Here is a 23,607-nt window from a genome sequence, read left to right as displayed (position 1 = left end):
AGAAGGCAAGCAGATCAGGCGCCTCACCACGCCGCTGCGATCGACCCGAAGCCAGACAAGGAAGCCAAGGGTTATTCAGGAATAACAACAAGAAGGCGGTCCGCCATGTTCAGACAATCGAAAGTACGCCAAGCCGGGCTCATACTCTTCGCCACGACCCTGCTGCTGATCCTGCCCAACCTCACCCGGTTGTTCGGTTGATCGCGGCAGTGGCCTTTTCCAAGCGGGCGTGGGTAACCTGCCGACCTTGATGGTTGGAGATCACCCATGCGCCTGTGCCTTACCCTGCTCTGCTTGCTTGTTCCCCTGCCAGCGCTGGCCGCGCAACTGACCCTCGAACTGGGTGACGGCAGCCGGCATTGGCAGAGCGAGCAACTGCTCACCCATCCCCAGGCGCGGGACATCACCATTGAGCAGGACGTGGCCTACAAGCGCACCATGCATTACCGCGCCGTACCGCTGGCGGCATTGCTCGAGGGCGTGAAACCGAGCGACCACCTGCAGGCGGTGGCCCTCGACGGCTTCGCTGCAGAAATGCCCGCCGGCCCGCTGTTGCAGCCAGGCCCGGCACAAGCCTGGCTGGCCATCGAGGACAACGCCCAGCCTTGGCCGCCACTCGGCCAGGGCAAGGCGGGAGCCGGGCCGTTCTACCTGGTATGGACCCAGCCCCAGGCCAGCGGCATCCGCCCGGAGCAATGGCCGTTCCAGATCGCCAGCATTCGCAGCCTGGCAGCGGTCGAGGCGCGCTTCCCCGCCCTGCTGCCAGACCCGGCGCTGCCCGCTGCGGATCCGGTGCGCCAGGGTTTTGCCCTGTTCCAGCAGAATTGCCTGGCCTGCCACCGCCTCAATGGTGCTGGCGACGCGCACCTGGGCCCGGACCTGAACCTGCCGCACAACCCTACCGAATACTTTCAGCCGACATTCCTGCGCCAATACATTCGCGATCCGCAGAGCCTGCGGCACTGGCCGCAGGCCAAGATGCCCGGGTTCTCCACCCAGGTGCTGAGCGAACAGGAACTCGATGCATTGCTGGCATACCTGAAGCATATGGCCGGGCGCAAGCAACAGTAGGACGCACGGGGCCGCGCGGCCTAGGCAATCGGCCGTTCCTGCTTGACGCCCCAACCCTCGACCTCGCCGCCATGGGGCGACACGAGCCGTTCGAAGGCCTGCTCGAAGGCACCGATGCCGCCATGGGTGGCGTACATCACCTTGCTCAGCTCCAGGTGCCAGGCACCGTCGTCGCGCTCGCTCACCTGGGCGCTGAGCGACTCGCCACGGAACTGCACCGCCGCCCGGCGTGCGGCGGCCTCGTCGGGAAACACGGCATAGAACTCGATGGGATGAATACGGGTGAAATCGAAACCGCCAGCTTTCATCTGGCGCAGGACACTGCTGCTGATGTCGTCGTATTGGCTGCTCATGAAACGTCCTCCTGCAAAGCAATGGATAGACTTTCAGTGCACAAAGCACCTGCCTGGCAAGCGTGCCATGCCTGGCAATTCGAGCTGATGCAAGACGCGAGTGGAATCGACGCGGACCCGCAGATTTGGCCGGCGCCTATCTCCAGCGTAGTGCCTGTGCAGGCACTGCGCCAGAGCGTGGCGGCTCAGGGTAGCTGGCGAATGGTGGTGATGGTCACGCCGCTCTGTTCCTTGAGCCAGCGTGCCGTGGGGGAAAAGCTGCGATCCTGGAAGTCATTGAGGTCAAGTTCATCCATGAGCGGGAACAAACGCGAACGGATGGCACGTGCGGCGTCCTCCTCGCTGGGGCATTGCTCGGCATTGAGCAGCAGCGTCTGCGGCTCGCCCTTCTGGTCGGCAAAGCTGACTTCCCATGCTTTCATCGATCAGCCCTCGCTGGCACAACAGTGAATGGAACTGCGTACTAGCTTGACCATGACCAACCGGCAAATGTTCAGCCGCATGCATGAAACCGCATGAAAAAAGCCCGCCGGTCAACGGCGGGCTTCCTTGGGCCACTCGGCGCGGTTACTTCGGCGTGCCGTGGACGACACCGGCGGTGTTGTCCAGCAGGCTCTTGGTGGCCGTCTGGATGTAGGCCTCGAGCTTCTTGAGCATCTCCGGCTGGTCGGGGCTGTCGATCAGCTCGGCCTTGAACTCGCGGCCCAACTGGTAGCGGTACATGCGCGGGGTCATGTCCTTGGACTCGATGAGGATGCGGTCGCCCTGCACCAGGCCGACGATCTGCTCGCTGCCCGACGGCTTGATCATGCCCACGCCCTGGTCGCCCTCAGGCAGGTTGAGCAGGTCGCGCCCCCAGCACTGGTGGCGGGCCTGGCCACCGAGACGGCCCATGATGGTCGGCACGATGTCGACCTGGGTGCCCACGGTGTGGTTGAGCGCGCCAAACTTCTCCTGGATGCCTGGGGCGATCAGCAGCAGCGGCACGTTGAAGCGGCCCAGGTCCAGCTCGGTGACCTGCTGGTGGTTGCCGAAGCCGTGGTCACCGACGATGACGAACAGGGTGTCCTTAAAGTACGGCTCCTTGCGCGCCTTCTCGAAGAACTGGCCCAGCGCCCAGTCGGAGTAGCGCATGGCGGTCAGGTGCTCGTCCAGGCGGCCCTGCCCGGTGACCTTCTCCACCGGCAGGTCCTTGGGCAATGCGTACGGGGTGTGGTTGGAGAGGGTCTGCAGCAGCGCGTAGATCGGCTTCTTGCCGTCATGCTTGGCCAGCTCTTGGTTGCCGCGGTCGAACATGTCTTGGTCGGACACGCCCCAGGTCGGGTCGGAGAACACCGGGTCGACGAAATCGTTGCGGCCGATGAAGGTGGTCATGCCCTGGTTGCCGAAGAACCCGGACTGGTTGTCCCAGGCGAAGTCGCCGTTGTAGACGTAGACGTCGTCATAGTCGCGGGCACTGAGCAGCGCCGGCAGACCGGACAGCTTGTGGCCGCCTTCCGGGGTCTGCATCAGGTATTCGAAGCCCGGCAGGTTGGGGAAGCAGGCCATGGTGGCGAACATGCCCTGGTGGGTATGGGTGCCGTTGGAGAAGAAGCGGTCGAACAGCAGACCCTCCTTGGCCAGCTTGTCGAAGTACGGGGTGATGTTGTTCGGGCTGCCCAGGGCACCGACCGAGTGGCCGGCGAAGCTTTCCATGAGGATCACCACGACGTTCTTGACCCCCAGCGTGTTCGCCGCAGGCGGCACGAAATCACGGCGGATCGCGGCCTCGTCGGCATCGACCAGGGTGTCGTTGGCGGTCAGCAGCTGCTCGCGCACGGTCTGGGTGGCCAGCGGCTGGTCCAGCACGGGCTTCCAGATATTGGCGCGGTCTTCGCCGAAGCGGCTCTTGGCGGCATCGATCAGGGTCAGGGTGCCGTTCAGGCCCAGCTGGTTGACGAAGTTGGAGTCGGTGGTGAAGGCATCACCCCAGCGCATCGGCGGGCCCTGGCGCAGGGTGCCGCGGGCGGCGACCACGGCCACCAGCAGGACCACCATGAACACCGCCAGGCGACCGTACCAGGGCGCCAGCTTGCGGCTGCCCGACAGCTGGGCGCTGGCGTTGCCGCGGGTCAGCCGGTCGATGCCCTTGAACAGCAGGCTCAGCAGCCAGGTACCGACCAGCCAGGCCAACAGGTAGCGGACCACCGGGAAGCCGTACCAGAGCATGCTCATGACGGTCTTGGGGTCTTCCTTGATGTACTGGAACACCAGGCCGTTCAGGCGCTGGTGGAACTCGCGGTAGAAGTCCATCTCCATCAGGCCGAGGAACATCACCACGCTCGAAGCGATGGTCAGCCAGAAGCGGAACAGGCCACGGCGGGCCATCAGCCAGGGGCTGAGCAGCGCCAGCAGCAACGGGATGCTGATGTACACCACCACGCGCAGGTCGAAGCGCAGGCCGTTGAAGAAGCCTTCGGCAACGGTCGAGTACGGCGTGTCGCCGATCATGTCGCTGTTGTAGACCAGCAGCGCCAGGCGCACCAGGCTGAGCATCAGCATGATCACCAGGCCACTGAGCAACGTGTAGGCCAGGTGGGATTTCAGGGTCGGCGAGAACGAGCCTCGCACACCCTGTTGCTTCAAGGCGTCCGTGTTAGCCATGAATGGAGAGGTCCTAGGATTGCGGTTTGCGGGAAGGCGAAAGCGCCGATAGCCTGGTGGTCTGGCCCTTGTGGGCAAGGTGAGACCAAGGCCGCATTGTGCGGCGCGGATTTTCAAAAATCGAGTGTGAAAATTTTGTCGAGAGCAACTATCGCTTACATAACCTGTAGGAGCTGGCTTGCCCCGCGATCACCGGCAAGGCCGGTGCCACCTCCCCCGATAGTCAGATCCGCACATTGCCCCGCGGCCCGGCGATCGCCCAGATGATCAGCCCCAGCACCGGCAACAGCAGGATCAGCAGGATCCACAGCACCTTGATCCCGACCTCGGCGCCGCTCTTGAGCACATTGAGAATGGCCCAGATGTCCAGGGCCAGGATGATCAGGCCGACCAGGCTGTTGAAGGTGGACCCCATGGTGCCGCTCCCGCACGGTGTGTGTGCCCCAGAGCATAGCTGGCTATGGCCCCGATAGAAGGGAATCCTTGGCCGCGAATGCCGGTCAGTGAATAAACTGCTGTCATCCACTGCCCAGAGGTCCGCATGCCCCCTGCCCACACCCAAAGCGCCGCCCCCGATTCACTGTTCAGCGCCTGGCGGCAACAGGCCCTGCAGACCCCCTGGCTCAGTGCCGGCCTGGTGCTGAGCCTGCTGGCCATCGGCGCATTGCTGCTGGCAAGCATCTGGAACGCGGTCAACGGCGATCATGCCGACCATCTGCACCTGGCACTGCTTGGCGGCCTGTCCGGCTTCGGCGCCACCGCGCTGGGCGCGGTGCTGGCGGTGATCCTGCGCGACGTCAGCGCGCGCACTCAGGACGTCATGCTCGGTTTTGCCGCCGGCATGATGCTCGCCGCCAGTTCGTTTTCGCTGATTCTCCCCGGGTTGGACGCTGCCCGCGAGATCACCGGCAACGGCCCGGCGGCGGCCTTCACGGTGGTACTGGGCATGGGCCTTGGGGTGCTGTTGATGCTGGGCCTGGACCGGTTCACCCCGCACGAGCATGAAAGCACCGGCCCCTGCGGCCCGCAGGCCGAGCGGGTGAGCCGGGTGTGGCTGTTCGTGCTGGCAATCACCCTGCACAACCTGCCCGAAGGCATGGCCATCGGGGTGAGTTTCGCCAACGGCGACATGGCTATCGGCCTGCCGCTGACCAGCGCCATCGCCATCCAGGACATCCCCGAAGGCTTGGCCGTGGCCCTGGCCCTGCGCGCCACGGGGCTGTCGAACTTCAAGGCGGCGCTGGTGGCGATCGGTTCTGGGCTGATGGAACCGCTGGGCGCGGTGATCGGTCTGGGCATCTCCACCGGCTTTGCCCTGGCCTACCCGATCAGCATGGGCCTGGCGGCGGGAGCGATGATCTTCGTGGTGTCCCACGAGGTGATCCCGGAAACCCACCGCAACGGGCACCAGACCGCGGCGACGCTGGGGTTGATGGGCGGTTTCGCGGTGATGATGTTCCTCGATACCGCGCTGGGTTGACCGGCCGATCGCAGCGCAAGCCCGCTCCCACGGGCTCCACGACGGCTACGGTTCAGATGTGCACTGCCACCTTCAACGCTTCCAGCGCCGGCTCCACCTTGATGCCCACGGCCTCGCCCAGCGCCAGCACACGGGCCAGGTCGTGCTGCCCGACCATGATCATCTGCAACTCATCGTCGAGCAATTGGCTGAAGTTCAGCAGCACGTAGCCACCGGCTTCCTTGTTCAGCGCGCCCATCTGCACCTGGATGCGGTTGAGCGCGGTGAGCGCCTCGGTGCGCGCCAGTTGCTTGGGTTTGAGGGTGAACGGCACGCTCTTGTCGAACGAATCGCTGATCTGCTGGAACAGGTCCTGGTAGCTGTCGGCCTGGAACAGCACGGTATCGGGCAGACTGCCGACCACCACCCATTCACCCAGCGGGAACGGGAAGCTGTCGTCGTAGTTGATGTCCGGATTGGCGGCGAGGAACGCAGCGGGGTCGGCGTAGGCCTCGGCGGCCTCGGCGGCGATGCGCTCGATGTCCTCATCGCGCATGCAACCGGCGCCGATGAGGCTGATGAATTCGAGCAACTGGTCTTTCATGGGGGGGCCTGCGGGTTGGCGTGAAAAGCGCCAAGGATAGCCGCAAAAGCCCCCGGGCAGTTAGTCGGCCAATGCTTCGAGACGTGCCGCGCTATCTACCGCACCCATGGTGCGGGCGGCCATCAGCGCAGTGGCGCCGGCGGCATCGCGGTGCGCGGGGTCGGCGCCCTGGGCCAGCAAGTAATCGATGATCTCCAGGCGGTTGAACATCGCCGCCAGCATCAATGCGCTACGGCCGTCAGCGGCGGCGGCATCCACCGGCACGCCGTGTTCCAGCAGCAGGCGGATCATCGCCAGGTCGCCCTTGAAGGCGGCACCGGCAATCGGCAACTGGCCGTTGTCATTGGCAATCAGCGGGTCGGCACCATGGGCCAGCAGCACCTGCACGGCGTCATGGTGACCGTGGTAGCTGGCCAGCATCAGCAAGGTGTCGCCCTTGTGGTTGCACAGGTTGGCGGGCAGGCCGTTATCGAGCAGGCGGCCGAGCATTGTCGCGTCGCCGCGGCGGGCGCGCTCGAAGACCTCCTCGGCGAAGGCCGCGGTTTCTTCGGCGGTCATGGTGGCGGGCTGGTGATTGGACATCGGGAACCTCCTGGCATCTGGCAATGGGCCAAGTGTCCATCAGGCAGCAACGACAGGTCCAAGGTTCAGATTCTATCGGCGACAGAGAGCCAGGCTATGACCGTGCAAAATGCACTGTGCAAAATGCACGGGCGTGCAGAATGCAATGCAGTCGCTTACTAAAATAAATATAACTTATTGAATTTAAAGGATTTTATTTTAATCGCGGGCTGGCACGGTCACTGCAATCTTCAACTCAAGTCTGCCAGTACAACAGTCAGGAGTTGATATGGACCTCATCCAGCAAAAATTCGCCTCGCTCTTCGCCGCCTATCAGGTTGCCACCCAGCCACGCCCCGACGGCGGCGTGCTGCTGACCCTGCGCGCCAGCGACGGCGTGGTGACCCGCCGGGTGCTGTCCTATGCGCAACTGCACAGCGCCGAGCAACTGTCGTGGGCCATCAGCGCCATCCGCCGCGACCTTGCCGAACAAGCCAGCGAGCTGCCGGTGATTTCCATGCTGCAGAGCCAGCAACGCTTCGCCCTACCGACCTACCGCTAAGCGCGCAACCCGTTCGTGGGGCAGCTTCTGCTCACTCTTGGAGGGTGTGAGCAGGAGCTGCCCCGCGAGTTCGTTCAGAGCTCGTCGATCAGAGCTCGTCGAAACCGGCAAATTGCCGCGCCATGGCATCCCCGGTGAAGCGTGGCGGCACACCCTGCTCGCTGCCGAACAGACGCAAGGCCAGGCAGAATGGGCTGGCCCCCAGGTCCAGCCAGCGGCGCGTGCCGGCCGGCACCAGCAGCACGTCATCCTTCTCGCACAGCACGGCATACACAGCTGCGCCCAGGCGCAGGCTGAGCTGGGCACGCCCGCTGATCATCGCGAACACTTCATCGCTGTCATGCACATGTTCATCACGCAGGTCGGCCTGGCTCAGGTCGGCGCCATCGCGGCTGAGCACGCCAAATACCACGCTGCCGTGCGCGGTCATCAGTTGGTCGAGCGGCCCACGGCACGCCGCGACCACCTCATCCTGGCTGCTGCCCGGACGCAGGCGCGCACCGGACTGCCAGCGGCCGAAGCGCACGCCCTGCTCGGCCAGGGTCGCGGCGATGTCGTCGTGGTGGGTCAGCACCTTGTGCGGCAGGTCCGGGCTGGACTGGTCGAATACGCTGAGGATGCTCATCAGGGGTGGTTCCTGCTTTCTTTGAGTCGGAAGGCAATGATAACGGCTGCCGCGAGCGCCGCGACGCTGGCCATACCAAAGGTGAAGTGTGGGCCCAGCAGTTTCCAGCTGTAGCCCGAATACAGTGCGCCCAGGGCACCGCCGGTGCCTGACAGCGCCGCATACAGCGCCTGGCCCTGGCCCTGCTGGCGAGCGCCGAAGCTGGCCTGGACAAAGGCGATGGCCGCGGCATGGAAACAGCCGAACGTGGCCGCGTGCAGTACCTGGGCGAACACCAGCACCGCCGGGATATCCGCCAGGTTGCCGAGCAACAACCAGCGCAGCGCGGCCAGCAGGAAGCTGGCCAACAGCACGTTGCGCACCGAGCAGCGGGCGAAGATCCGGCTCATGACCATGAACACCAGCACTTCGGCCACCACGCCAAGCGCCCACAGCAAGCCGATGGCGCCGCGGCTGTAGCCCAGGTGCTCCAGGTGCAGGGTGAGGAAGGTGTAGTACGGCCCGTGGCTGAGCTGCATGAGGGCCACGCACACATAGAAGGCCAGTACCCCAGGCGCCCGCACCTGCCTGAGAAAGCCCCCTGCCCCGCGCTGCTCGGCCTGCTCGACGGGTTGCGCATTGGGCACCCAGAGGCTGGCAACGACGATACCGGCCATGATCGCCACCAGCGCCAGCGGGTAGATGTCCAGGCTCAGCCATTCGAACAAGCGCCCGAGGCCCACCACGGCGAGGATGAAGCCGATCGAGCCCCACAGCCGTACCTGGCTGTAACGCGAGGTCTGGCCGTGCAGGTGGGCCAGGGTGATCACTTCGAACTGCGGCAGCACCGCGTGCCAGAAGAAGGCGTGCAACGCCATGACCAGCGCCAGCCAGGCGTAACTCTTGCCGAAGAAGATCAGCGAAAAGGTCGCCAGGGTCGACAGCGCGCCCAGGCGCACGATCAGCAGGCGCTGGCCGCTGCGGTCACCGAGCCAGCCCCACAGGTTGGGGGCCACGCAGCGCATCAGCATGGGGATGGCTACCAGTTCGCCGATGCGCGCCGGGGAGAAGCCCAGGTGGTCGAAGTACAGGGCCAGGAACGGCGCGGTGGAGCCGAGCAGGGAGAAATAGAAGAGGTAGAAGCTGGAGAGGCGCCAGTAGGGGATCGGGGGCATGGGAAGTCCGTTCAGAAGCTTGCGGCCCTATCGCGGGGCGAGCCCGCTCCCACGCTGGAATTCGTGGGAGCGGGCTCGCCCCGCGATAGGGCCGGGACTGTCAGAGCTGGCCCAGCACCGGGGTCCCGACCTTCACCTCGGCATTCTGCGCACGATGGCGCAGCAGGTGGTCCATCAGCGCAATGGCCATCATCGCCTCGGCGATCGGCGTGGCGCGAATGCCGACGCAGGGGTCGTGGCGGCCCTTGGTGATCACCTCCACCGGGTTGCCGTCGACGTCGATGGAACGGCCCGGGGTGGTGATGCTCGAGGTCGGCTTGAGCGCCAGATGGGCAACGATCGGCTGGCCCGAGGAAATGCCGCCAAGGATGCCGCCGGCGTTGTTGCTGAGGAAGCCCTCGGGCGTCATCTCGTCACGGTGCTCGGTACCGCGCTGGGCGACACTGGCGAAACCGGCGCCGATCTCCACGCCCTTGACCGCGTTGATGCTCATCAAGGCATGGGCCAACTCGGCGTCGAGGCGGTCGAAGATCGGCTCGCCCAGGCCCGGCATCACGCCTTCGGCGACCACGGTGATCTTCGCCCCCACCGAATCCTGGTCGCGGCGCAGCTGGTCCATGTAGGCCTCGAGCTCCGGCACCTTGTCCGGGTCGGGGCTGAAGAAGGCGTTTTGCTCCACCGACTCCCAAGTCTTGAACGGGATCTCGATCGGGCCCAATTGGCTCATGTAGCCGCGCACGCGGATGCCCTGGGTGGCCAGGTACTTCTTGGCAATGGCGCCAGCCGCCACGCGCATGGCGGTTTCGCGCGCCGAGCTGCGGCCACCGCCGCGGTAGTCGCGGGTGCCGTACTTGTGGTGATAGGTGTAGTCGGCGTGGGCCGGGCGGAACAGGTCCTTGATCGCCGAGTAGTCCTTGGACTTCTGGTCGGTGTTGCGGATCAGCAGGCCGATCGAGCAGCCGGTGGTGCGGCCTTCGAACACGCCGGAGAGGATCTCCACTTCGTCCGGCTCCTGGCGCTGGGTGGTGTGCCGGCTGGTGCCGGGCTTGCGCCGGTCGAGGTCGTGCTGCAGATCGGCAAGGGAGATTTCCAGGCCTGGCGGGCAGCCGTCGACAATGGCGACCAACGCCGGGCCATGGCTTTCGCCAGCGGTGGTGACAGTGAACAGCTTGCCGTAGGTATTGCCGGACATGGACGCTCCGCGAATCAGCCTGAAGTGAACGAAAGCGGCAGTATACGGAAAACCTCGGGGGTGTGGTTGCCCCGCGATGGCGTCGACGAACCTTCAGCCTGACCCAAGGTCGAATCATCAACTTCCCATGTAGTACCCCGTCCATGAAGTCGCGCCTTGCCGCCCTGCTCCTGTTGTTCTGTGCCAGCCTTGCCCAGGCCGCGCCCACCGTGCTGCAACGCCCCATCGACCTGGACACCGGCCAGGGCGTGCTGCATGGCAGCCTGCTGTTGCCGCAGCAGGCCACGCCGCCCCCGGTGGTGCTGATCATCGCCGGCTCCGGGCCGACCGACCGCGATGGCAACAACCCTGCCGCCGGGCGCATCGACAACCTCAAGCGCCTGGCCTTGCTGCTGGCCGGCGAGCACATTGCCAGCGTGCGCTTCGACAAGCGCGGCGTGGCCGCCAGCCAGCCGGCCACCCCCGACGAACGCGACCTCAGCGTCGAGCGTTATGTCGCCGACGTGGTGGCCTGGGGCCGCGCGCTCAGGCAGGACCCGCGCTTCGGTCCACTGATCCTGGTCGGCCACAGCGAAGGCGCGCTGATCGCCAGCCTTGCCGCGGAGCAGGCCGGCGCCAGCGCGGTGATCACTTTGGCCGGCAGTGGTCGGCCAGTGGCTGACGTGCTGCGCGAGCAGCTGGCCCAGCGCCTGCCGCCGGCGCAATTGCCCGCTGGCGTGGCGCTGATCGACCGGTTGCAGGCCGGGCAGACCAGCCTCGACGTACCCGCGCCACTGCGCCAGGTGTTCCGCCCCAGCGTGCAGCCGTATCTGATCACTTTGCTGCATCAGGACCCGGCGGCGGCCTTCGCCCGGCTCAAGGTGCCCGCGCTGATTGTCCAGGGGCGCAACGACATCCAGGTGGAGGTAGCCGACGCCGAACGCCTCAAGGCGGCCAAACCCGACGCGCAACTGGCGCTGATCGACGGCATGAATCATGTGCTGCGCATCAGCCCCCGGGGCATGAGCCAGCAGCGTGACAGCTACCGCAACCCCGAGCTGCCGCTGGCGCGCGAGCTGGGCGAGCGCATCGTCCTGTTCATCCAAGGGTTGCCGCAGGCCTGAGGCCTGCCCTCAGGTATTGCCCAGGCCTGCCGATAACGCGGCTGAGAAGGCAGTGATCGCGGCCCACGCGCCCGGCCGCCGTGCACCTGAGGACCCCCTGATGACCGATGCCCCCGCCGCCGAGGCGACCGAAGAACAAGCGCCGGAAAGCGCCCCGCAGCCCTGGGCGGATCTTGCCGCCGAACACTTCCAGCTACTGCGCCTGGCGCCGCTGCCGACCGACCGCAACAGCGGCGCCCGCCCGCTGCGCTTTGTCCAGTTCGGCTACGCCGAGCGCCACGACAAGGCCCACAGCCTGTTGCGCATGGAAATCCGCCTGCCAGGGCAGAAGGTGCGCAAGGAACAGAACCAGCTGGACATCCGCGTCGACCACGAAACGCGCACGGTGCGCATCGGCGACCCGGCCGGCCTGCAGCTCGAGCCCCTCAACCGTGGTGTTGGCCGCTACCTGCTGGCGCAGGCGGTGCAATGGCTGCAGCAGCGCTGCTCGCACTACCAGATCGAAGGCATGAGCCTGCCGAACAAGGACGCCCTGAACGAAGACACCCGCCTGCGCCGCGACCATGTGCTGCGCAGCGTCGGCCTGGAGGTGCAATACACCGATGGGCAACTGCTCAAGGGGCGCCTGGTGGAAACGCCGGTGGGCCAGCTCAAGGGCGGCTGGAACACCGAGAAGGTGCAGCGCGTGGACCACCTCGAGGCCGCCGGCATGCTGCAACAGGCCGAGCAGAACCTGATGGAGAAGGAAGCGCAGCTGCGCGAGCGTGACGAGCGCGTGGCCAAGTACCGCCGCGAAGACAGCGGTTTGCGCTTTACTATCACCTGCCTGGTAGCCTTCGCGGTGTTCCAGGCCGGATTGCTGATCTGGATTGCCACCCGCTGATATCGCCCCTCGGGGCAAGCCCGCTCCCACGGAGATTGCATGCATCCTGTGGGAACGGGCGCGCAGTCAGACCCGTGCCTTGAACAGCTCCTGATGCTGCCGGCACTGTTCGGCCGTCAGCATGAACACCCCGTGCCCACCGCGCTCGAACTCCAGCCAGGCGAAGTCCACCTCGGGATAGAGCGACTCGACGTGTACCTGGCTGTTGCCTACCTCGACGATCATCAGGCCCTTGTCGGTCAGATGGTCGGCCGCCTCGGCCAGCATGCGCCGCACTAGGTCCAGGCCATCGTTGCCGCAGGCCAGGCCCAGCTCGGGCTCGTGGTGATACTCGGCCGGCATGTCACCGAAGTCCTCGGCATCGACATATGGCGGGTTGGACAGGATCAGGTCGAAGCGCTGCCCCGGCAGCCCGGCAAAACCATCGCCCTGCACGGTGTACACCCGCTCCTCGAGGCCATGGCGCTCGATGTTCTGGTTGGCCACCTCCAGCGCGTCGAACGACAGGTCGGCCAGCACTACCTCGGCGTCCTGGAACACTTCGGCGGCAACGATGCCGATGCAACCGGAACCGGTGCACAGGTCGAGGATGCGCGCAGGCTCGGCGGCCAGCCAAGGCTCGAAGCGCTTTTCGATCAACTCGCCGATGGGCGAGCGCGGCACCAGCACGCGTTCGTCGACGATGAAGGACATGCCGCAGAACCAGGCCTCACCCAGCAGGTAGGCGGTCGGCACACGTTCTTCGATGCGGCGCTTGAGCAGGTGCTGCAGACGTACCCGCTCATCATCCTCGAGTGCGCAGTCCAGATAGCTGTCGGCCACCTCCCAGGGCAGGTGCACCGCGCCGAGCACCAGCAGGCGGGCCTCGTCCCAGGCATTGTCGGCGCCGTGGCCGAAGAACAGTTCATGCTCATGGAAGCGGCTGACCGCCCAGCGGATGTGGTCGCGCAGGGTGCGCAGGCGGGATGTGATCACGGGGTACTCCTTTTCAGACAGGACAAAAGTCTAACAGCCCACACCGCACAAATGTTCGCCCCGATGGCCGAATGGATAGCCACAAGCCAGTAACCACGCCGCCTGCGCTGTCAACCATTCACATTGGCGCCAAGGCAAGGGAGAATAGGTACACAAAAGCCCTACCCAAGGAGCCCTTGATGTCCGTTCCAACCACGATGTTCCGCCTCACTGGCCGCGACTATCCGCCGGCCAAGCTGAGCCAAGCCAGCCTGATCGTCATCGATGCGCAGAAGGAGTACCTGAGCGGTCCGCTGGCGCTGTCGGGCATGGACGAGGCCGTGGCGAACATTGCCAGGTTGCTCGACGCCGCCCGCAAGGCCGGCCGCCCGATCATCCATGTCCGCCACCTCGGCACCGTTGGCGGTCACTTCGACCCGCAGGGCCCGGCCGGCGAGTTCATTCCCGGGCTGGAGCCGCGCGAAGGCGAGGTAGTGATCGAGAAGCGCATGCCCAACGCCTTCAAGAACACCAAACTGCACGAGACCTTGCAGGCATTCGGCCCGCTGGACCTGATCGTCTGCGGTTTCATGAGCCACTCCAGCGTCAGCACCACCGTGCGCCGCGCCAAGGACTATGGTTATCGCTGCACCCTGGTCGAAGATGCTTCGGCGACCCGTGACCTGGCCCTGAAGGACACCGTGATCCCCGCTGCGCAGATCCACCAGTGCGAGATGGCCGTGATGGCCGACAACTTCGCCTGCGTCGCCCCCACCGCCAGCCTGGTCTGACCCACGACCGCCCGGCGGACGGGCGGAACCCCAAGGTGACCCGCAGGTCGAAATCCGGATCAGCACCACCCGATCCTGAGGAATTCGAATGAAGCTCAAAGGCAGTTTCGATGCCAAGCGCCTGCGCCAGCGCGAGCCGAGCAACTGGGGCGCGCGCATCGCCGCGGCACTCTCGGTACTGCTGGCCACCCTGGGCATCCTGCTGGCCATGGCCGGCTTCGCCGGCTTGCTGGGCAACTACGCTGCCCTGGCCGAACTCAATGCCAACCGTCCGTTGTCGGCGACACTGACCGTCGTCGGGCTGGCCCTGCTGTACTTCGGCGTGCGCCTGTGGCGGCGCAGCCGTATCCGCCTGCGCCGCGGGCGCGAGCTGAACCTGTCGCCGCACCTGATGAAGAAGCACGACTGACACGCCGTGCGCGGGGCCAGGCTTGCCCCGCGATGACAGTCGCGTAAACTACGCCGCCCACGTGGAGGCACCATGCAAGACGACGACTTTTCCCTCTTCCGCAGCCAAGTGCAGGGCGTCAAGCCGATCAAGCACGATCGCGCCGAAGTCGGCAAACCCAATGCCGACCGCAAGCAGCTGGCAGGCCTGCGCCATGCGGCGACCATCCGCAGCGAGCAGACGCTGGTGATCGACGGCCTGTCCGACCAGTTCGTCATCGACGTCGGCGCCGAGGATGAGCTGATGTGGCGGCGTGACGGCGTGCAGGAAACCCAGCTGCGCAAGCTCAAGCTCGGCCAGATCGCCTTCGAGGGCAGCCTCGACCTGCACGGCATGAACGTCGAGAAGGCCCGCGAGACGCTGTGGGCCTTCATCGCCGAAGCGACCAAGCTCGAAGTGCGCTGCGTGCGGGTCACCCACGGCAAGGCCGCGCGCCTGGACGGCAAGCGCCCGATGATCAAGAGCCACGTCAACACCTGGCTGCGCCAGCACCCGCAGGTGCTCGGTTTCACCTCGTGTCAGGCCCGCCACGGCGGCACCGGCGCGGTCTACGTGATGCTCAAGCGAACCATGCTCGAAGGCCGCGACGAGTGACATCGCGCTTGCAGCGCCGCCGTCGCCGCCGTACCCTTCGTCTTTGCGAAATTTTCCACAGGTAGATCCATGTCCCTGGAACAGAACTACACCGCGATCCTCAGCCAGATCGGCGAGGATGTCTCCCGCGAGGGCCTGCTCGACACGCCCAAGCGGGCAGCGAAGGCCATGAAGTACCTTTGCCGCGGTTATGAGCAAACCCTGGAAGAAGTGACCAACGGCGCGTTGTTCACCTCCGACAACAGCGAAATGGTGCTGGTCCGGGATATCGAGCTGTATTCGATGTGCGAACACCACATGCTGCCGTTCATCGGCAAGGCCCACGTGGCCTACCTGCCCAAGGGCAAGGTGCTGGGCCTTTCGAAGGTGGCGCGGATCGTCGACATGTACGCTCGCCGTCTGCAGATCCAGGAAAACCTCAGCCGCCAGATCGCCGAGGCCGTGCAGCAGGTCACCGGCGCCGCGGGCGTGGCGGTGGTCATCGAGGCCAAGCACATGTGCATGATGATGCGCGGTGTCGAAAAACAGAACTCGACCATGCTCACCTCGGTGATGCTCGGCGAGTTCCGCGACAACGCCTCCACCCGCAGCGAGTTCCTCAGCCTGATCAAGTGATCGGCCTGTGTCCCGAGCCGACCCCATGGGGTCGGCTTTTTCATTTCAGGAGTTGCCCATGATCGTCAAAGCCCTGCGGGTCGGCCTCGGCCAGCTTATCGTGTTCGGCGACTGGATCAGCCGCCCGGCGAAAAAGAAGCGCGATGCCGCGGCCCAGGCCCAGGTCGAGCAGCAGGCCAAGGGCCTGGCGCTGTACCAGTTCCACGCCTGCCCCTTCTGCGTGAAGACCCGCCGTGCCCTGCACCGCCTCAATGTGCCGGTGGCTCTGCGCGATGCGAAGAACGATGCGCAGCACCGCCAGGCACTGCTCGAAGGCGGTGGCCGGGTAAAAGTGCCGTGCCTGCGTATCGAGGAACAAGGCGAGGTGACCTGGATGTACGAGTCCAAGGACATCATTGCCTATCTGGACAAGCGCTTCGCGGCGATCTGACAGATCGCCATCGCCGATGCGACTTGCCCCGCGATGAGGCCGATCAATCCACCATCGGCACATGCCGAGGATGGCTGGCCACCCGTGCCAGCCAGGCCTTCACTGCCGGATAATCGGTCAGGTCGAAGCCCCCCTGATGCGCCACATGGGTATAGGCGTACAACGCCACGTCGGCGATCGAGTACTGCTCACCGACCAGGTAGGGCGTCATTTCCAGCTGCTTGTTCATCACCTTGAGCGCCTTGTAGCCGCCCTTGTGCAGCCCCTTGTACTCCTCCAGCCGCTCCTGCGGCAGCCCCAGGTAGAACTGGATGAACCGCGCCACGGCGATGTAGGGCTCATGGCTGTACTGTTCGAAGAACTGCCATTGCAGCACCTGGGTGCGCAACCGCGGTTCGCTGGGCAGGAACTCGCTGCCATCGGCCAGGTAGTTGAGAATCGCGTTGGATTCCCACAGGCAGGTGCCGTCTTCGAGCTTGAGCACCGGCACCTTGCCGTTGGGGTTCATGGCCAGGAACTCGGGCGTTTCCGTCTCACCCTTGAGAATGTCCACCGGGTGCCACTCATACGGGCGGTCGAGCAGGCTCAGCATCAGCTTGACCTTGTAGCAGTTGCCCGACTGGTAATCCCCATACACCTTGTACATCGCCCCTCCCCTTTCACGCAGTTGCGTAGTAATGCCCCATAGTTGGCGACTGTACGGCTAAATGCAATGCCTGCTGTATGGCAAGGATCACGCCATGGCACGGTAGCCTGAAAAAACTGCTTACACCTGCACAAGGAATGCCCTATGACCGATGCCACCTCAGCGCGCCTGCGGCCGCTGGCGGACAGCTCGCCGTCGGCGATCGTCGCCGGCTTCATCGCCATGCTCACCGGCTACACCAGCTCGCTGGTGCTGATGTTCCAGGCTGGCCAGGCGGCCGGCCTTACCAGCGCGCAGATTTCCTCATGGATCTGGGCCTTGTCGATCGGCATGGCAGTGTGCAACATCGGCCTGTCGCTGCGCTACCGCACGCCGATCACCGTGGCCTGGTCGACACCCGGCGCGGCACTACTGATCACCAGCCTTGGCGGGGTGAGCTACGGCGAAGCGATCGGCGCCTATATCACCTGCGCCGTGCTGGTGTTGATCTGCGGCCTGACCGGCAGCTTCGAACGCCTGGTGCGGCGCATTCCTGCCTCCCTGGCCTCGGCCCTGCTGGCCGGCATCCTGTTCAAGATCGGCAGCGAGATCTTCGTCGCCGCTCAACATCGCACGGTACTGGTGCTGGGCATGTTCTTCAGCTACCTGCTGGTCAAGCGCCTGTCGCCGCGCTATTGCGTTCTGGCCGCGCTGCTGGTCGGCACGGCGCTGTCCGGCGCCCTGGGGCTGCTGGACTTCAGCGGCTTCCAGCTGGAAGTCGCAACCCCGGTGTGGACCACGCCAAGCTTCTCGCTGGCGGCGACCATCAGCATCGGCATCCCGCTGTTCGTGGTGGCCATGACCTCGCAGAACATGCCCGGCGTCGCCGTGCTGCGCGCCGACGGCTACCAGGTGCCGGCCTCGCCGCTGATCTCGGCCACCGGCTTCGCCTCGCTGCTGCTGGCGCCATTCGGCTCCCACGGGATCAACCTGGCAGCAATCAGTGCGGCGATCTGCACCGGGCCGCATGCCCATGAAGACCCGGCCAAGCGCTACACGGCGGCGGTCTGGTGCGGGATCTTCTACGGTATCGCCGGCACCTTCGGCGCGACACTGGCGGCACTGTTCGGCGCCCTGCCCAAGGAGCTGGTGCTGTCGATCGCGGCGCTGGCATTGTTCGGCTCGATCATGAACGGCCTGAGCGTGGCCATGGGCGAGGTGCGCGAGCGCGAAGCGGCCCTGATCACCTTCATGGTCACGGCGTCGGGGTTCACCCTGTTTTCGATCGGCTCGGCGTTCTGGGGGATCGTGGCGGGAGTGCTGACCTTGCTGATCCTCAGTCCGCGCAAGGGCTGACAACCCTATCGCGGGGCAAGCCCGCTCCCACGCATGCCACTCCCATGTGTGCACGCTCACTGAGCGTGGGAGCGGGCTTGCCCCGCGATAGGGCCGCCACAGCTAATCACAAGCGGAAATGCCCGACCATCCCCTTCAGGTCGCTGCCCAACTGCGCCAGTTCGACGCTTGAACGGGCATTGTCCTCCATCGCCAGTGCCGCCTGGTCGGCACTACCGCGAATCTGCGTGACGCTACGGCTGATCTCCTCGGCCACCGAGCTCTGCTGCTCGGCCGCCGCGGCGATCTGCTGGTTCATCTGCTGGATCAACGACACCGCCGCCGCGATGCTGCCCAGGGCGCTCTCGGTCTGCAGCGTGTCGGCCACCGCCAGGCGCACCAGCTCGGTGCTGCCGCGGATCTGCAGCACCGACTGCTGGGCATTGCCGCGCAGGCTGGCGACCAGGCGCTCGATCTCCTCGGTGGACTGCCGGGTACGCCGCGCCAGGGCGCGCACTTCGTCGGCCACCACCGCGAAGCCGCGCCCCTGCTCCCCGGCACGCGCCGCCTCGATCGCGGCATTGAGCGCCAGCAGGTTGGTCTGCTCGGCCACGCTCTTGATCACCTCGAGCACGTCACCGATGGTATGGATCTCGGCACTGAGGCTGTCGATGCCGCTGCTGGCGGTTTCGGCGGCCAGCGCCAGTTGCTCGATGCGCTGCATGCTCTGACGCACCACCTGCTGCCCGGACTCGACCTTGTCGTCGGCAGCCTGGGCCGCCTGGGCTGCCTGCTCGGCGTTGCGCGCCACATCGTGCACGGTCGCGGTCATCTGCTGCATGGCGGTGGCCACCTGTTCGGTCTCGTCCTTCTGGTTGCCGACTTCGCGGTTGGTCTGCTCGGTGACTGCCGACAAGGCCTGGGCACTGCCGGCCAACTGCTCGATACCTTGCTGCAAGCCACTGACGACACCGGACAAGCCCTCGGCCATCTGCTGCATGGCCTGCAACAACTGGCCGACCTCGTCGGCACGCGGCGGCTCGGCCTCGATGCCCAGCTCGCCTGCGGCAATGCGCCGGGCCCGGCTGATCACCCGCTTGAGCGGCGCGACCACGGCGCGGGTGATCAACCAGGCCGCAAGCACACCTACCAGCAGCGCCAGTACCGTGGCCGCGGTAATGGCGACGGCGTTGCGTGCCAGTTCGGCCTGCATGGCCTGCTCCTGATCGGCATACACCTGGTCGACACGCGCGGTAACCTGCTCGGCACGCGCCTGCAACTGGTCCTTGATACCCCGCTCCTGGCCCAGCAGGTCGGTGTACTCGTTGAGCTTTTCGGAGAAGCTGCCGATATGCCCGGCCACTTCGCCCAGCACGCTCTGGTAGCCGGCATCGGCGACCGAAGCCTTGAGCTGGTCCACCAGGGTCGCCGCTTCGACGGTCTGGGCGATGCGTCCCTCGGCGCTGGCTTCACCGCCCTTGCGGCTCTGGTCCAGGCGCACACGGGCCTCGTCCATGGCCTGCAGCATCAGCCGCGACACCTGCGCCACCTGCCCGGCCTGTTCCAGGAACTCACCGCCCTGCTGCCCCTGGGACTGCTTGAGGGTATAGGTGCCATCGTCGGCCAGGCCGGCCTGCAGCACATCGAGGTTGTTGGCCACGCTCGACACTGACCAGCTGGCCATGTCCAGCGCCAGCTCCTTGGCCTGCACCGCCTGGACGAACTGGTCGAAAGCTTGCCCATAGGCATTGAGATCGGCCTCGGTCGAGGCCAGTGCCGGCACTGCCTGGGCCCGCTCCACCAGCCCCTGCAGCCCCGTGCGCAGGGCATCGGCCTCCTTGATGTCCGAGCGCAGGGCGAAGGCCTGTTCGTGCTGGCGCAGCTTCAACAGATCGGTATTGAACTGGGCCATCTGCCGCAGCCCATCGAAGCGCTGGCCGACATTGGCCAGGGCGTATACACCGATGGCAGCCACCACCAGGGTGAGCAGCAACACCAGGGCGAAGCCCAGGCCGAGCTTGCGCGCCATGCCCAGGTTGGCCAGTACACCGTGCTTGGTCGCCGCCATCCCCCATCCCCTCGCCTTGTCGGACTTTACGACAGCAAGAGTGACAACGGCGCCGACTCCGTCACAAGAGCCAGACGCGCCAATGGTGTCATTTAGCTATGAGCGTGTCGCTTTCAGACCGCCAGAGGTCGCCCCGCATGCCGGAAGAACGCCTCGGCCCGCAAATCCTGTCCATAGGCGACATTGATACGCAGCCACTCACTGGCCCGGCCCTGAGGATCGAAGGCACTGCCCGGGGTAAGCAGCACCGCATGCTCCAGCGCCAGCCGCTCCAGTTCGGCGAAGCCGCGCCCCGGTACCCGGGCCCAGACGAACATGCCACCGACGGGTTCACAGAACACCTCCCAGCCGCAGGCCTCCAGCAACCCCAACGTCCTCGCCCGGTGCTGGCCCAGACGCAGCCGCAGGCGCTGCACGCTCTTGCGGTAGCTGCCGTTGGCGAGCATCTGCCCGACCACCTGCTCGGCGAAGCGCGAGGTGCCGATGCCCGCGACCATCTTCAGTTCGGCCAGACGCGCCACCAAGGGCGGATCGGCCACTACATAGCCGACCCGCAGCGAACTGCTGAGGGTCTTGGAGAAGCTGCCCAGGTAGATCACCCGTTGCTCGCTGTCGAGGGTCGCCAGCCGCGTCGCCGGCCCGTCCTGGAAGTCGGCATAGAGGTCATCCTCGACAATCCGCAGGTCATGCCCGCGGGCCAGCTCCAGCAGGCGATAGGCGACCTTGGGCGTCAGGCTGGTGCCAGTCGGGTTCTGGTACAGGCTGTTGATGAACAGACAGCGCGGGCGGTGTTCGGCGAGCAACTGCTCGAGCGCGGCCAGGTCTGGACCACTGGCAGTGCGCGGCACCTCGAGCATGCGCACGCCGTGCAGGCGTAACAAGTTGTAGAGGTTGTAGTAGCCAGGGCGCTCCACCAGCACCGTGTCGCCCGGCGCCAGCAAGGTCCGCACCAGCAGGTCGAGGGCATGGCTGGCACCCTGGGTGGTGACGATGCGCTCAGGTTCCGCGGCGATATCCAACCGCGCCAGCCCTTTGTGCAGTTGCAGGCGCAGGCTCGCCAGGCCCTGGGGCGGGCAGTAGTCGAACAGTGCCTCGGGCGCGCCACGGCTGACCTGGCGGATGGCCTGGGCCAGTTCAGCCTCGGCTCGCCAGGCCACGGGCAACCAGCCGCAGCCGAGCTTGAGCAGCTGCTCATGCCCTTCGCGAAACTGCCGCCAGCTGCCGTCGATCGCCTCGCCCCACGGCTCGCCGGGGTCGGGCCGCAGGCCTGGCTTGCGCTCGGCGACGAAGAAGCCGGTACCGTGCCGTGCCTCCAGCCAGCCGCTGGCCACCAGCCGGTCGTAGGCTTCGATCACGCACGACGCGCTGACCGCCTGGGCCTTGGCCAAGGTGCGGATCGATGGCAGGCGTGCACCCGGGCGCAAGCGCTGCCGAGTGATCCAGGCCTGCAACTGCTCGGTCAGCTGCTGAACCAAGGGTGTGGGGAGACCGCGATCAAGATTGAAGTGCATGCCAAGTGTTCGCTTATTTCAGGCAAACAGTTAAACACAAATCCGTACTGGGTGTACCTTGGCGAACAGCCACCCAGGGCCGATGCTGACGCAATCGATCCTGCGGAAACCGCCCATGCCCACTCGCCACGCCCCCGCCCTGCTGGCCTTCGCCCTGTGCCTGATTACCCTTGCTGTAAACCTCCAGGCCCCGCTGTACATCACCTACGCCGACCTCTCCGGGCAAGGCGCCGCAGCGACCGCCGTGGCTTTCTCCGGCTACGTGCTCGGTGTATTGCCAGTGCTGCTGGCCCTCGGCGGCCTGGCCGACCGCGTCGGGCGACGCCCGTTGATCCTGGTCGCACTCGCCCTGTCGATGATCGCCACCTCGATCATGCTGCTGTCCCCCAGCCTGGCATCCCTGGGCGTGGCGCGCTTGTTCCTGGGCCTGGGCACCGGTTTGGCGTCGGCCACGGCCACGGCCTACATGAGCGAGCTGATGCGGCCCGGCGAAAGTGGCCGCGCCGCGATCTGGGTCACCGCCAGCACTTCCTTGGGTTTTGGCCTGGGCGCTGCGCTGACCAGCCTGTTCCTGCTGCGCGGACAGACACTCACCCCGGGCAGCTTCCATCTGCAACTGGCGCTCGCCACCTTTGCCCTGGCGCTTGTCTGGTGCCTGCCAGACCCACGCCCGACGCAACGCAGCGCCATGCTGCGCCTGCCCTGCTATCCCAGCGGCAGCCTGGCCTATGGCCTGGCGATCCTGCTGGCCTGGGCCTGCGTCGGGCTGGTCATCGCCCTGCTGCCAGGGATTCTGCGCCAGCACGGCCTGAGCACCTGGTCGGGGTTCTCGACCTTCTGCGTGATCAGTTGCGGCTTGCTGTTCCAGCCTCTGGCCCGGCGCATGGCCAGTGCCCGAGCGACCTTGCTCGGGCTGCTGATCCTGCCGTGCAGCTATGCACTGCTGGCCTGGGGCGCCGACAGTGGCAACCTGGTGGGCGTGCTGGCGGGCGCCGTGGCTGCCAGCAGCGCCTGCTATGGCTTCATCTACCTGGGCGGGCTGGCGGCGGTAAATCAGTTGGCCGGCCAGGAAAAAACCCGGGCCAGTGCCGGGTTCTTTCTGCTGGCCTATCTGGGGTTCAGCCTGCCAGTGATCTTCACCGGGCTGCTCAGTGACCGGCTTGGGTCAAGGCTGGCCTTGATCGTGTTTGGTGGTGTGCTGCTGCTGGGCTGCGCGGCGGTGGCACTGGCCCTGTGGTTGGCCTCGGTCAGATCGCCAGCGCGCCACCGTCGACCGTCAGGCTGTGCCCCGTCGTGAAGGCCGCGCCATCGCTGCACAGGTACAACACCGCGCTGGCGATCTCCTCCACTTTGCCGATGCGCCCGACCGGGTGCATCGCCGCGGCGAACTCGGCCTTGCGCGGGTCGGCTTCGTAGGCGCGGCGGAACATGTCGGTATCGATCACCGCCGGGCACACCGCATTGATCCGGATGCCCTTCTTCGCGTACTCGATGGCCGCCGATTTGGTCAGTCCTATAACAGCATGCTTGGAGGCGGCATAGATGCTCATTTTCGGCGCCGCCGACAGGCCGGCCACCGAGGCCGTGTTGACGATGGCGCCACCGCCTTGGGCCAGCAGCAGGGGCAACTGATACTTCATGCACAGCCAGACGCCCTTGACGTTGACGCCCATGATCGCGTCGAACTCCGCCTCGCTGCCCTCGGCCAGCCGCCCCTTCTCGATTTCGATGCCGGCATTGTTGAAGGCGTAGTCCAGGCGACCGTATGCCTCGACCACCCGCTCGTGCAACAGCCGCACATCTTCGTCGCGGGTAACGTCGCAGGCGATGAACAATGCTTCGCCACCAGCCTGGCGAATCAGTGCCACCGTGGCCTCGCCACCGTGCACATCACGGTCGGCCACCACCACCTTCAGCCCCTCGGTGGCAAACGCCTGGGCCGTCGCCCGGCCGATACCCGCCGCGCCACCGGTGACCAGGGCAACCTGGCCGGAGAAAGTCATGCTCATCACTGGCTCCTGTAAAA

The 23,607-nt window shown here is 65.8% G+C and carries 26 protein-coding genes and 1 pseudogene; 12 read left to right on the top strand and 15 right to left on the bottom strand.

The window, feature by feature from the left end; genetic code table 11:
* The first annotated feature begins 267 nt into the window (after window positions 1–267).
* Window positions 268–1,071, top strand: a complete 804-nt coding sequence (locus tag ABZO33_RS12655; protein WP_414536294.1) for a c-type cytochrome — start codon at window positions 268–270, stop codon at window positions 1,069–1,071.
* 20 nt (window positions 1,072–1,091) lie between these two features.
* Here ABZO33_RS12655 and ABZO33_RS12650 read toward each other — a convergent pair whose 3' ends face one another.
* The 4 genes from ABZO33_RS12650 to ABZO33_RS12635 all read right to left on the bottom strand — a co-directional run bounded on the left by ABZO33_RS12650 (window position 1,092) and on the right by ABZO33_RS12635 (window position 4,482).
* Window positions 1,092–1,424 carry a ribonuclease E inhibitor RraB gene (locus ABZO33_RS12650; protein ID WP_038705647.1) on the bottom strand — a complete coding sequence of 111 codons (333 nt, stop codon included), beginning with the start codon at window positions 1,422–1,424 and terminating at the stop codon, window positions 1,092–1,094.
* A 185-nt stretch (window positions 1,425–1,609) separates the two neighbouring features.
* A complete protein-coding gene (locus tag ABZO33_RS12645) occupies window positions 1,610–1,846 on the bottom strand; it encodes a hypothetical protein (RefSeq protein WP_023629732.1) in 237 nt (78 codons plus the stop codon).
* Between the two features lie 145 nt (window positions 1,847–1,991).
* Window positions 1,992–4,067 carry an LTA synthase family protein gene (locus ABZO33_RS12640; protein WP_414536293.1) on the bottom strand — a complete coding sequence of 692 codons (2,076 nt, stop codon included), beginning with the start codon at window positions 4,065–4,067 and terminating at the stop codon, window positions 1,992–1,994.
* A 223-nt stretch (window positions 4,068–4,290) separates the two neighbouring features.
* Complete coding sequence (locus ABZO33_RS12635) at window positions 4,291–4,482, bottom strand: PLDc N-terminal domain-containing protein (protein ID WP_023629733.1); 192 nt, start codon at window positions 4,480–4,482, stop codon at window positions 4,291–4,293.
* Between the two features lie 126 nt (window positions 4,483–4,608).
* On the opposite strand from ABZO33_RS12635, the gene ABZO33_RS12630 reads away from it, so the two are divergent.
* Window positions 4,609–5,547: a ZIP family metal transporter gene (locus ABZO33_RS12630; RefSeq protein ID WP_401110106.1), complete on the top strand. Its 939-nt coding sequence runs from the start codon at window positions 4,609–4,611 to the stop codon at window positions 5,545–5,547.
* A 52-nt stretch (window positions 5,548–5,599) separates the two neighbouring features.
* Here ABZO33_RS12630 and ABZO33_RS12625 read toward each other — a convergent pair whose 3' ends face one another.
* A complete protein-coding gene (locus ABZO33_RS12625) occupies window positions 5,600–6,130 on the bottom strand; it encodes a hypothetical protein (RefSeq protein WP_414536292.1) in 531 nt (176 codons plus the stop codon).
* A gap of 60 nt (window positions 6,131–6,190) precedes the next feature.
* Window positions 6,191–6,712 (bottom strand): ankyrin repeat domain-containing protein, encoded by a 522-nt coding sequence (locus tag ABZO33_RS12620; RefSeq protein WP_414536291.1) that lies wholly within the window; start codon window positions 6,710–6,712, stop codon window positions 6,191–6,193.
* Window positions 6,713–6,980: 268 nt separating this feature from the next.
* Here ABZO33_RS12620 and ABZO33_RS12615 point away from each other — a divergent pair, with 268 nt between their 5' ends.
* On the top strand, window positions 6,981–7,253 hold the full coding sequence (locus tag ABZO33_RS12615; RefSeq protein WP_046856587.1) for a DUF3509 domain-containing protein: 273 nt from the start codon (window positions 6,981–6,983) through the stop codon (window positions 7,251–7,253).
* Between the two features lie 88 nt (window positions 7,254–7,341).
* Here the strand turns inward: ABZO33_RS12615 and ABZO33_RS12610 are convergent, their stop codons facing one another.
* From ABZO33_RS12610 to aroC, 3 genes are all read right to left on the bottom strand, one after another.
* On the bottom strand, window positions 7,342–7,878 hold the full coding sequence (locus ABZO33_RS12610; protein ID WP_414536290.1) for an oxidase: 537 nt from the start codon (window positions 7,876–7,878) through the stop codon (window positions 7,342–7,344).
* A complete protein-coding gene (locus ABZO33_RS12605) occupies window positions 7,878–9,032 on the bottom strand; it encodes an MFS transporter (RefSeq protein ID WP_414536289.1) in 1,155 nt (384 codons plus the stop codon). Before ABZO33_RS12605 ends, ABZO33_RS12610 begins: the two co-directional genes overlap by 1 nt.
* Before the next feature lie 100 nt (window positions 9,033–9,132).
* A complete protein-coding gene (gene aroC / locus ABZO33_RS12600) occupies window positions 9,133–10,224 on the bottom strand; it encodes a chorismate synthase (protein WP_414536288.1) in 1,092 nt (363 codons plus the stop codon).
* A gap of 143 nt (window positions 10,225–10,367) precedes the next feature.
* On the opposite strand from aroC, the gene ABZO33_RS12595 reads away from it, so the two are divergent.
* Together ABZO33_RS12595 and ABZO33_RS12590 are read left to right on the top strand one after the other, a co-directional pair.
* Window positions 10,368–11,327, top strand: a complete 960-nt coding sequence (locus tag ABZO33_RS12595) for an alpha/beta hydrolase (RefSeq protein WP_414536287.1) — start codon at window positions 10,368–10,370, stop codon at window positions 11,325–11,327.
* A 100-nt stretch (window positions 11,328–11,427) separates the two neighbouring features.
* Complete coding sequence (locus ABZO33_RS12590; RefSeq protein WP_414536286.1) at window positions 11,428–12,210, top strand: hypothetical protein; 783 nt, start codon at window positions 11,428–11,430, stop codon at window positions 12,208–12,210.
* 66 nt (window positions 12,211–12,276) lie between these two features.
* Here ABZO33_RS12590 and prmB read toward each other — a convergent pair whose 3' ends face one another.
* A complete protein-coding gene (gene prmB / locus ABZO33_RS12585; protein WP_414536285.1) occupies window positions 12,277–13,185 on the bottom strand; it encodes a 50S ribosomal protein L3 N(5)-glutamine methyltransferase in 909 nt (302 codons plus the stop codon).
* Between the two features lie 179 nt (window positions 13,186–13,364).
* On the opposite strand from prmB, the gene ABZO33_RS12580 reads away from it, so the two are divergent.
* From ABZO33_RS12580 to ABZO33_RS12560, 5 genes are all read left to right on the top strand, one after another.
* Window positions 13,365–13,955 carry a cysteine hydrolase family protein gene (locus ABZO33_RS12580; RefSeq protein WP_414536284.1) on the top strand — a complete coding sequence of 197 codons (591 nt, stop codon included), beginning with the start codon at window positions 13,365–13,367 and terminating at the stop codon, window positions 13,953–13,955.
* 88 nt (window positions 13,956–14,043) lie between these two features.
* Window positions 14,044–14,364, top strand: coding sequence for a hypothetical protein (locus ABZO33_RS12575; RefSeq protein WP_023631548.1), 321 nt, complete (start codon window positions 14,044–14,046; stop codon window positions 14,362–14,364).
* A gap of 72 nt (window positions 14,365–14,436) precedes the next feature.
* Window positions 14,437–14,997, top strand: coding sequence for a Smr/MutS family protein (locus ABZO33_RS12570; RefSeq protein ID WP_414536283.1), 561 nt, complete (start codon window positions 14,437–14,439; stop codon window positions 14,995–14,997).
* A gap of 69 nt (window positions 14,998–15,066) precedes the next feature.
* Complete coding sequence (folE, locus tag ABZO33_RS12565; protein ID WP_110736603.1) at window positions 15,067–15,612, top strand: GTP cyclohydrolase I FolE; 546 nt, start codon at window positions 15,067–15,069, stop codon at window positions 15,610–15,612.
* 58 nt (window positions 15,613–15,670) lie between these two features.
* A complete protein-coding gene (locus ABZO33_RS12560) occupies window positions 15,671–16,042 on the top strand; it encodes a glutathione S-transferase N-terminal domain-containing protein (protein ID WP_414536282.1) in 372 nt (123 codons plus the stop codon).
* A 43-nt stretch (window positions 16,043–16,085) separates the two neighbouring features.
* Here ABZO33_RS12560 and ABZO33_RS12555 read toward each other — a convergent pair whose 3' ends face one another.
* Window positions 16,086–16,688, bottom strand: coding sequence for a glutathione S-transferase family protein (locus ABZO33_RS12555; RefSeq protein WP_414536281.1), 603 nt, complete (start codon window positions 16,686–16,688; stop codon window positions 16,086–16,088).
* Between the two features lie 144 nt (window positions 16,689–16,832).
* Between ABZO33_RS12555 and ABZO33_RS12550 the strand changes: the two genes are divergently transcribed.
* Window positions 16,833–18,023, top strand: coding sequence for a benzoate/H(+) symporter BenE family transporter (locus ABZO33_RS12550; RefSeq protein ID WP_414536280.1), 1,191 nt, complete (start codon window positions 16,833–16,835; stop codon window positions 18,021–18,023).
* 106 nt (window positions 18,024–18,129) lie between these two features.
* On the opposite strand, the gene ABZO33_RS12545 is transcribed toward ABZO33_RS12550, so the two are convergent.
* The 3 genes and pseudogenes from ABZO33_RS12545 to ABZO33_RS12535 form a co-directional block, all read right to left on the bottom strand.
* Window positions 18,130–18,993 (bottom strand): methyl-accepting chemotaxis protein, encoded by an 864-nt coding sequence (locus ABZO33_RS12545; RefSeq protein ID WP_414536348.1) that lies wholly within the window; start codon window positions 18,991–18,993, stop codon window positions 18,130–18,132.
* A pseudogene (locus ABZO33_RS12540) lies at window positions 18,988–19,215 on the bottom strand (HAMP domain-containing protein); the annotation flags it as partial. The pseudogene ABZO33_RS12540 and the gene ABZO33_RS12545, both read right to left, overlap by 6 nt.
* Before the next feature lie 968 nt (window positions 19,216–20,183).
* Window positions 20,184–21,581 (bottom strand): PLP-dependent aminotransferase family protein, encoded by a 1,398-nt coding sequence (locus tag ABZO33_RS12535; RefSeq protein ID WP_414536279.1) that lies wholly within the window; start codon window positions 21,579–21,581, stop codon window positions 20,184–20,186.
* A gap of 115 nt (window positions 21,582–21,696) precedes the next feature.
* On the opposite strand from ABZO33_RS12535, the gene ABZO33_RS12530 reads away from it, so the two are divergent.
* Entirely contained in the window at window positions 21,697–22,878 is a 1,182-nt protein-coding gene (locus tag ABZO33_RS12530; RefSeq protein WP_414536278.1) for an MFS transporter, read from the top strand.
* On the opposite strand, the gene ABZO33_RS12525 is transcribed toward ABZO33_RS12530, so the two are convergent.
* Window positions 22,829–23,590, bottom strand: a complete 762-nt coding sequence (locus tag ABZO33_RS12525) for an SDR family oxidoreductase (protein ID WP_414536277.1) — start codon at window positions 23,588–23,590, stop codon at window positions 22,829–22,831. The two genes, ABZO33_RS12530 and ABZO33_RS12525, sit on opposite strands and share 50 nt — an antisense overlap.
* Between the last annotated feature and the right edge of the window lie 17 nt (window positions 23,591–23,607).

This window comes from Pseudomonas sp. CAM1A, assembly GCF_047501685.1.
Classification (GTDB): domain Bacteria; phylum Pseudomonadota; class Gammaproteobacteria; order Pseudomonadales; family Pseudomonadaceae; genus Aquipseudomonas.
This window is presented reverse-complemented; position numbering and strand designations above follow the sequence as displayed.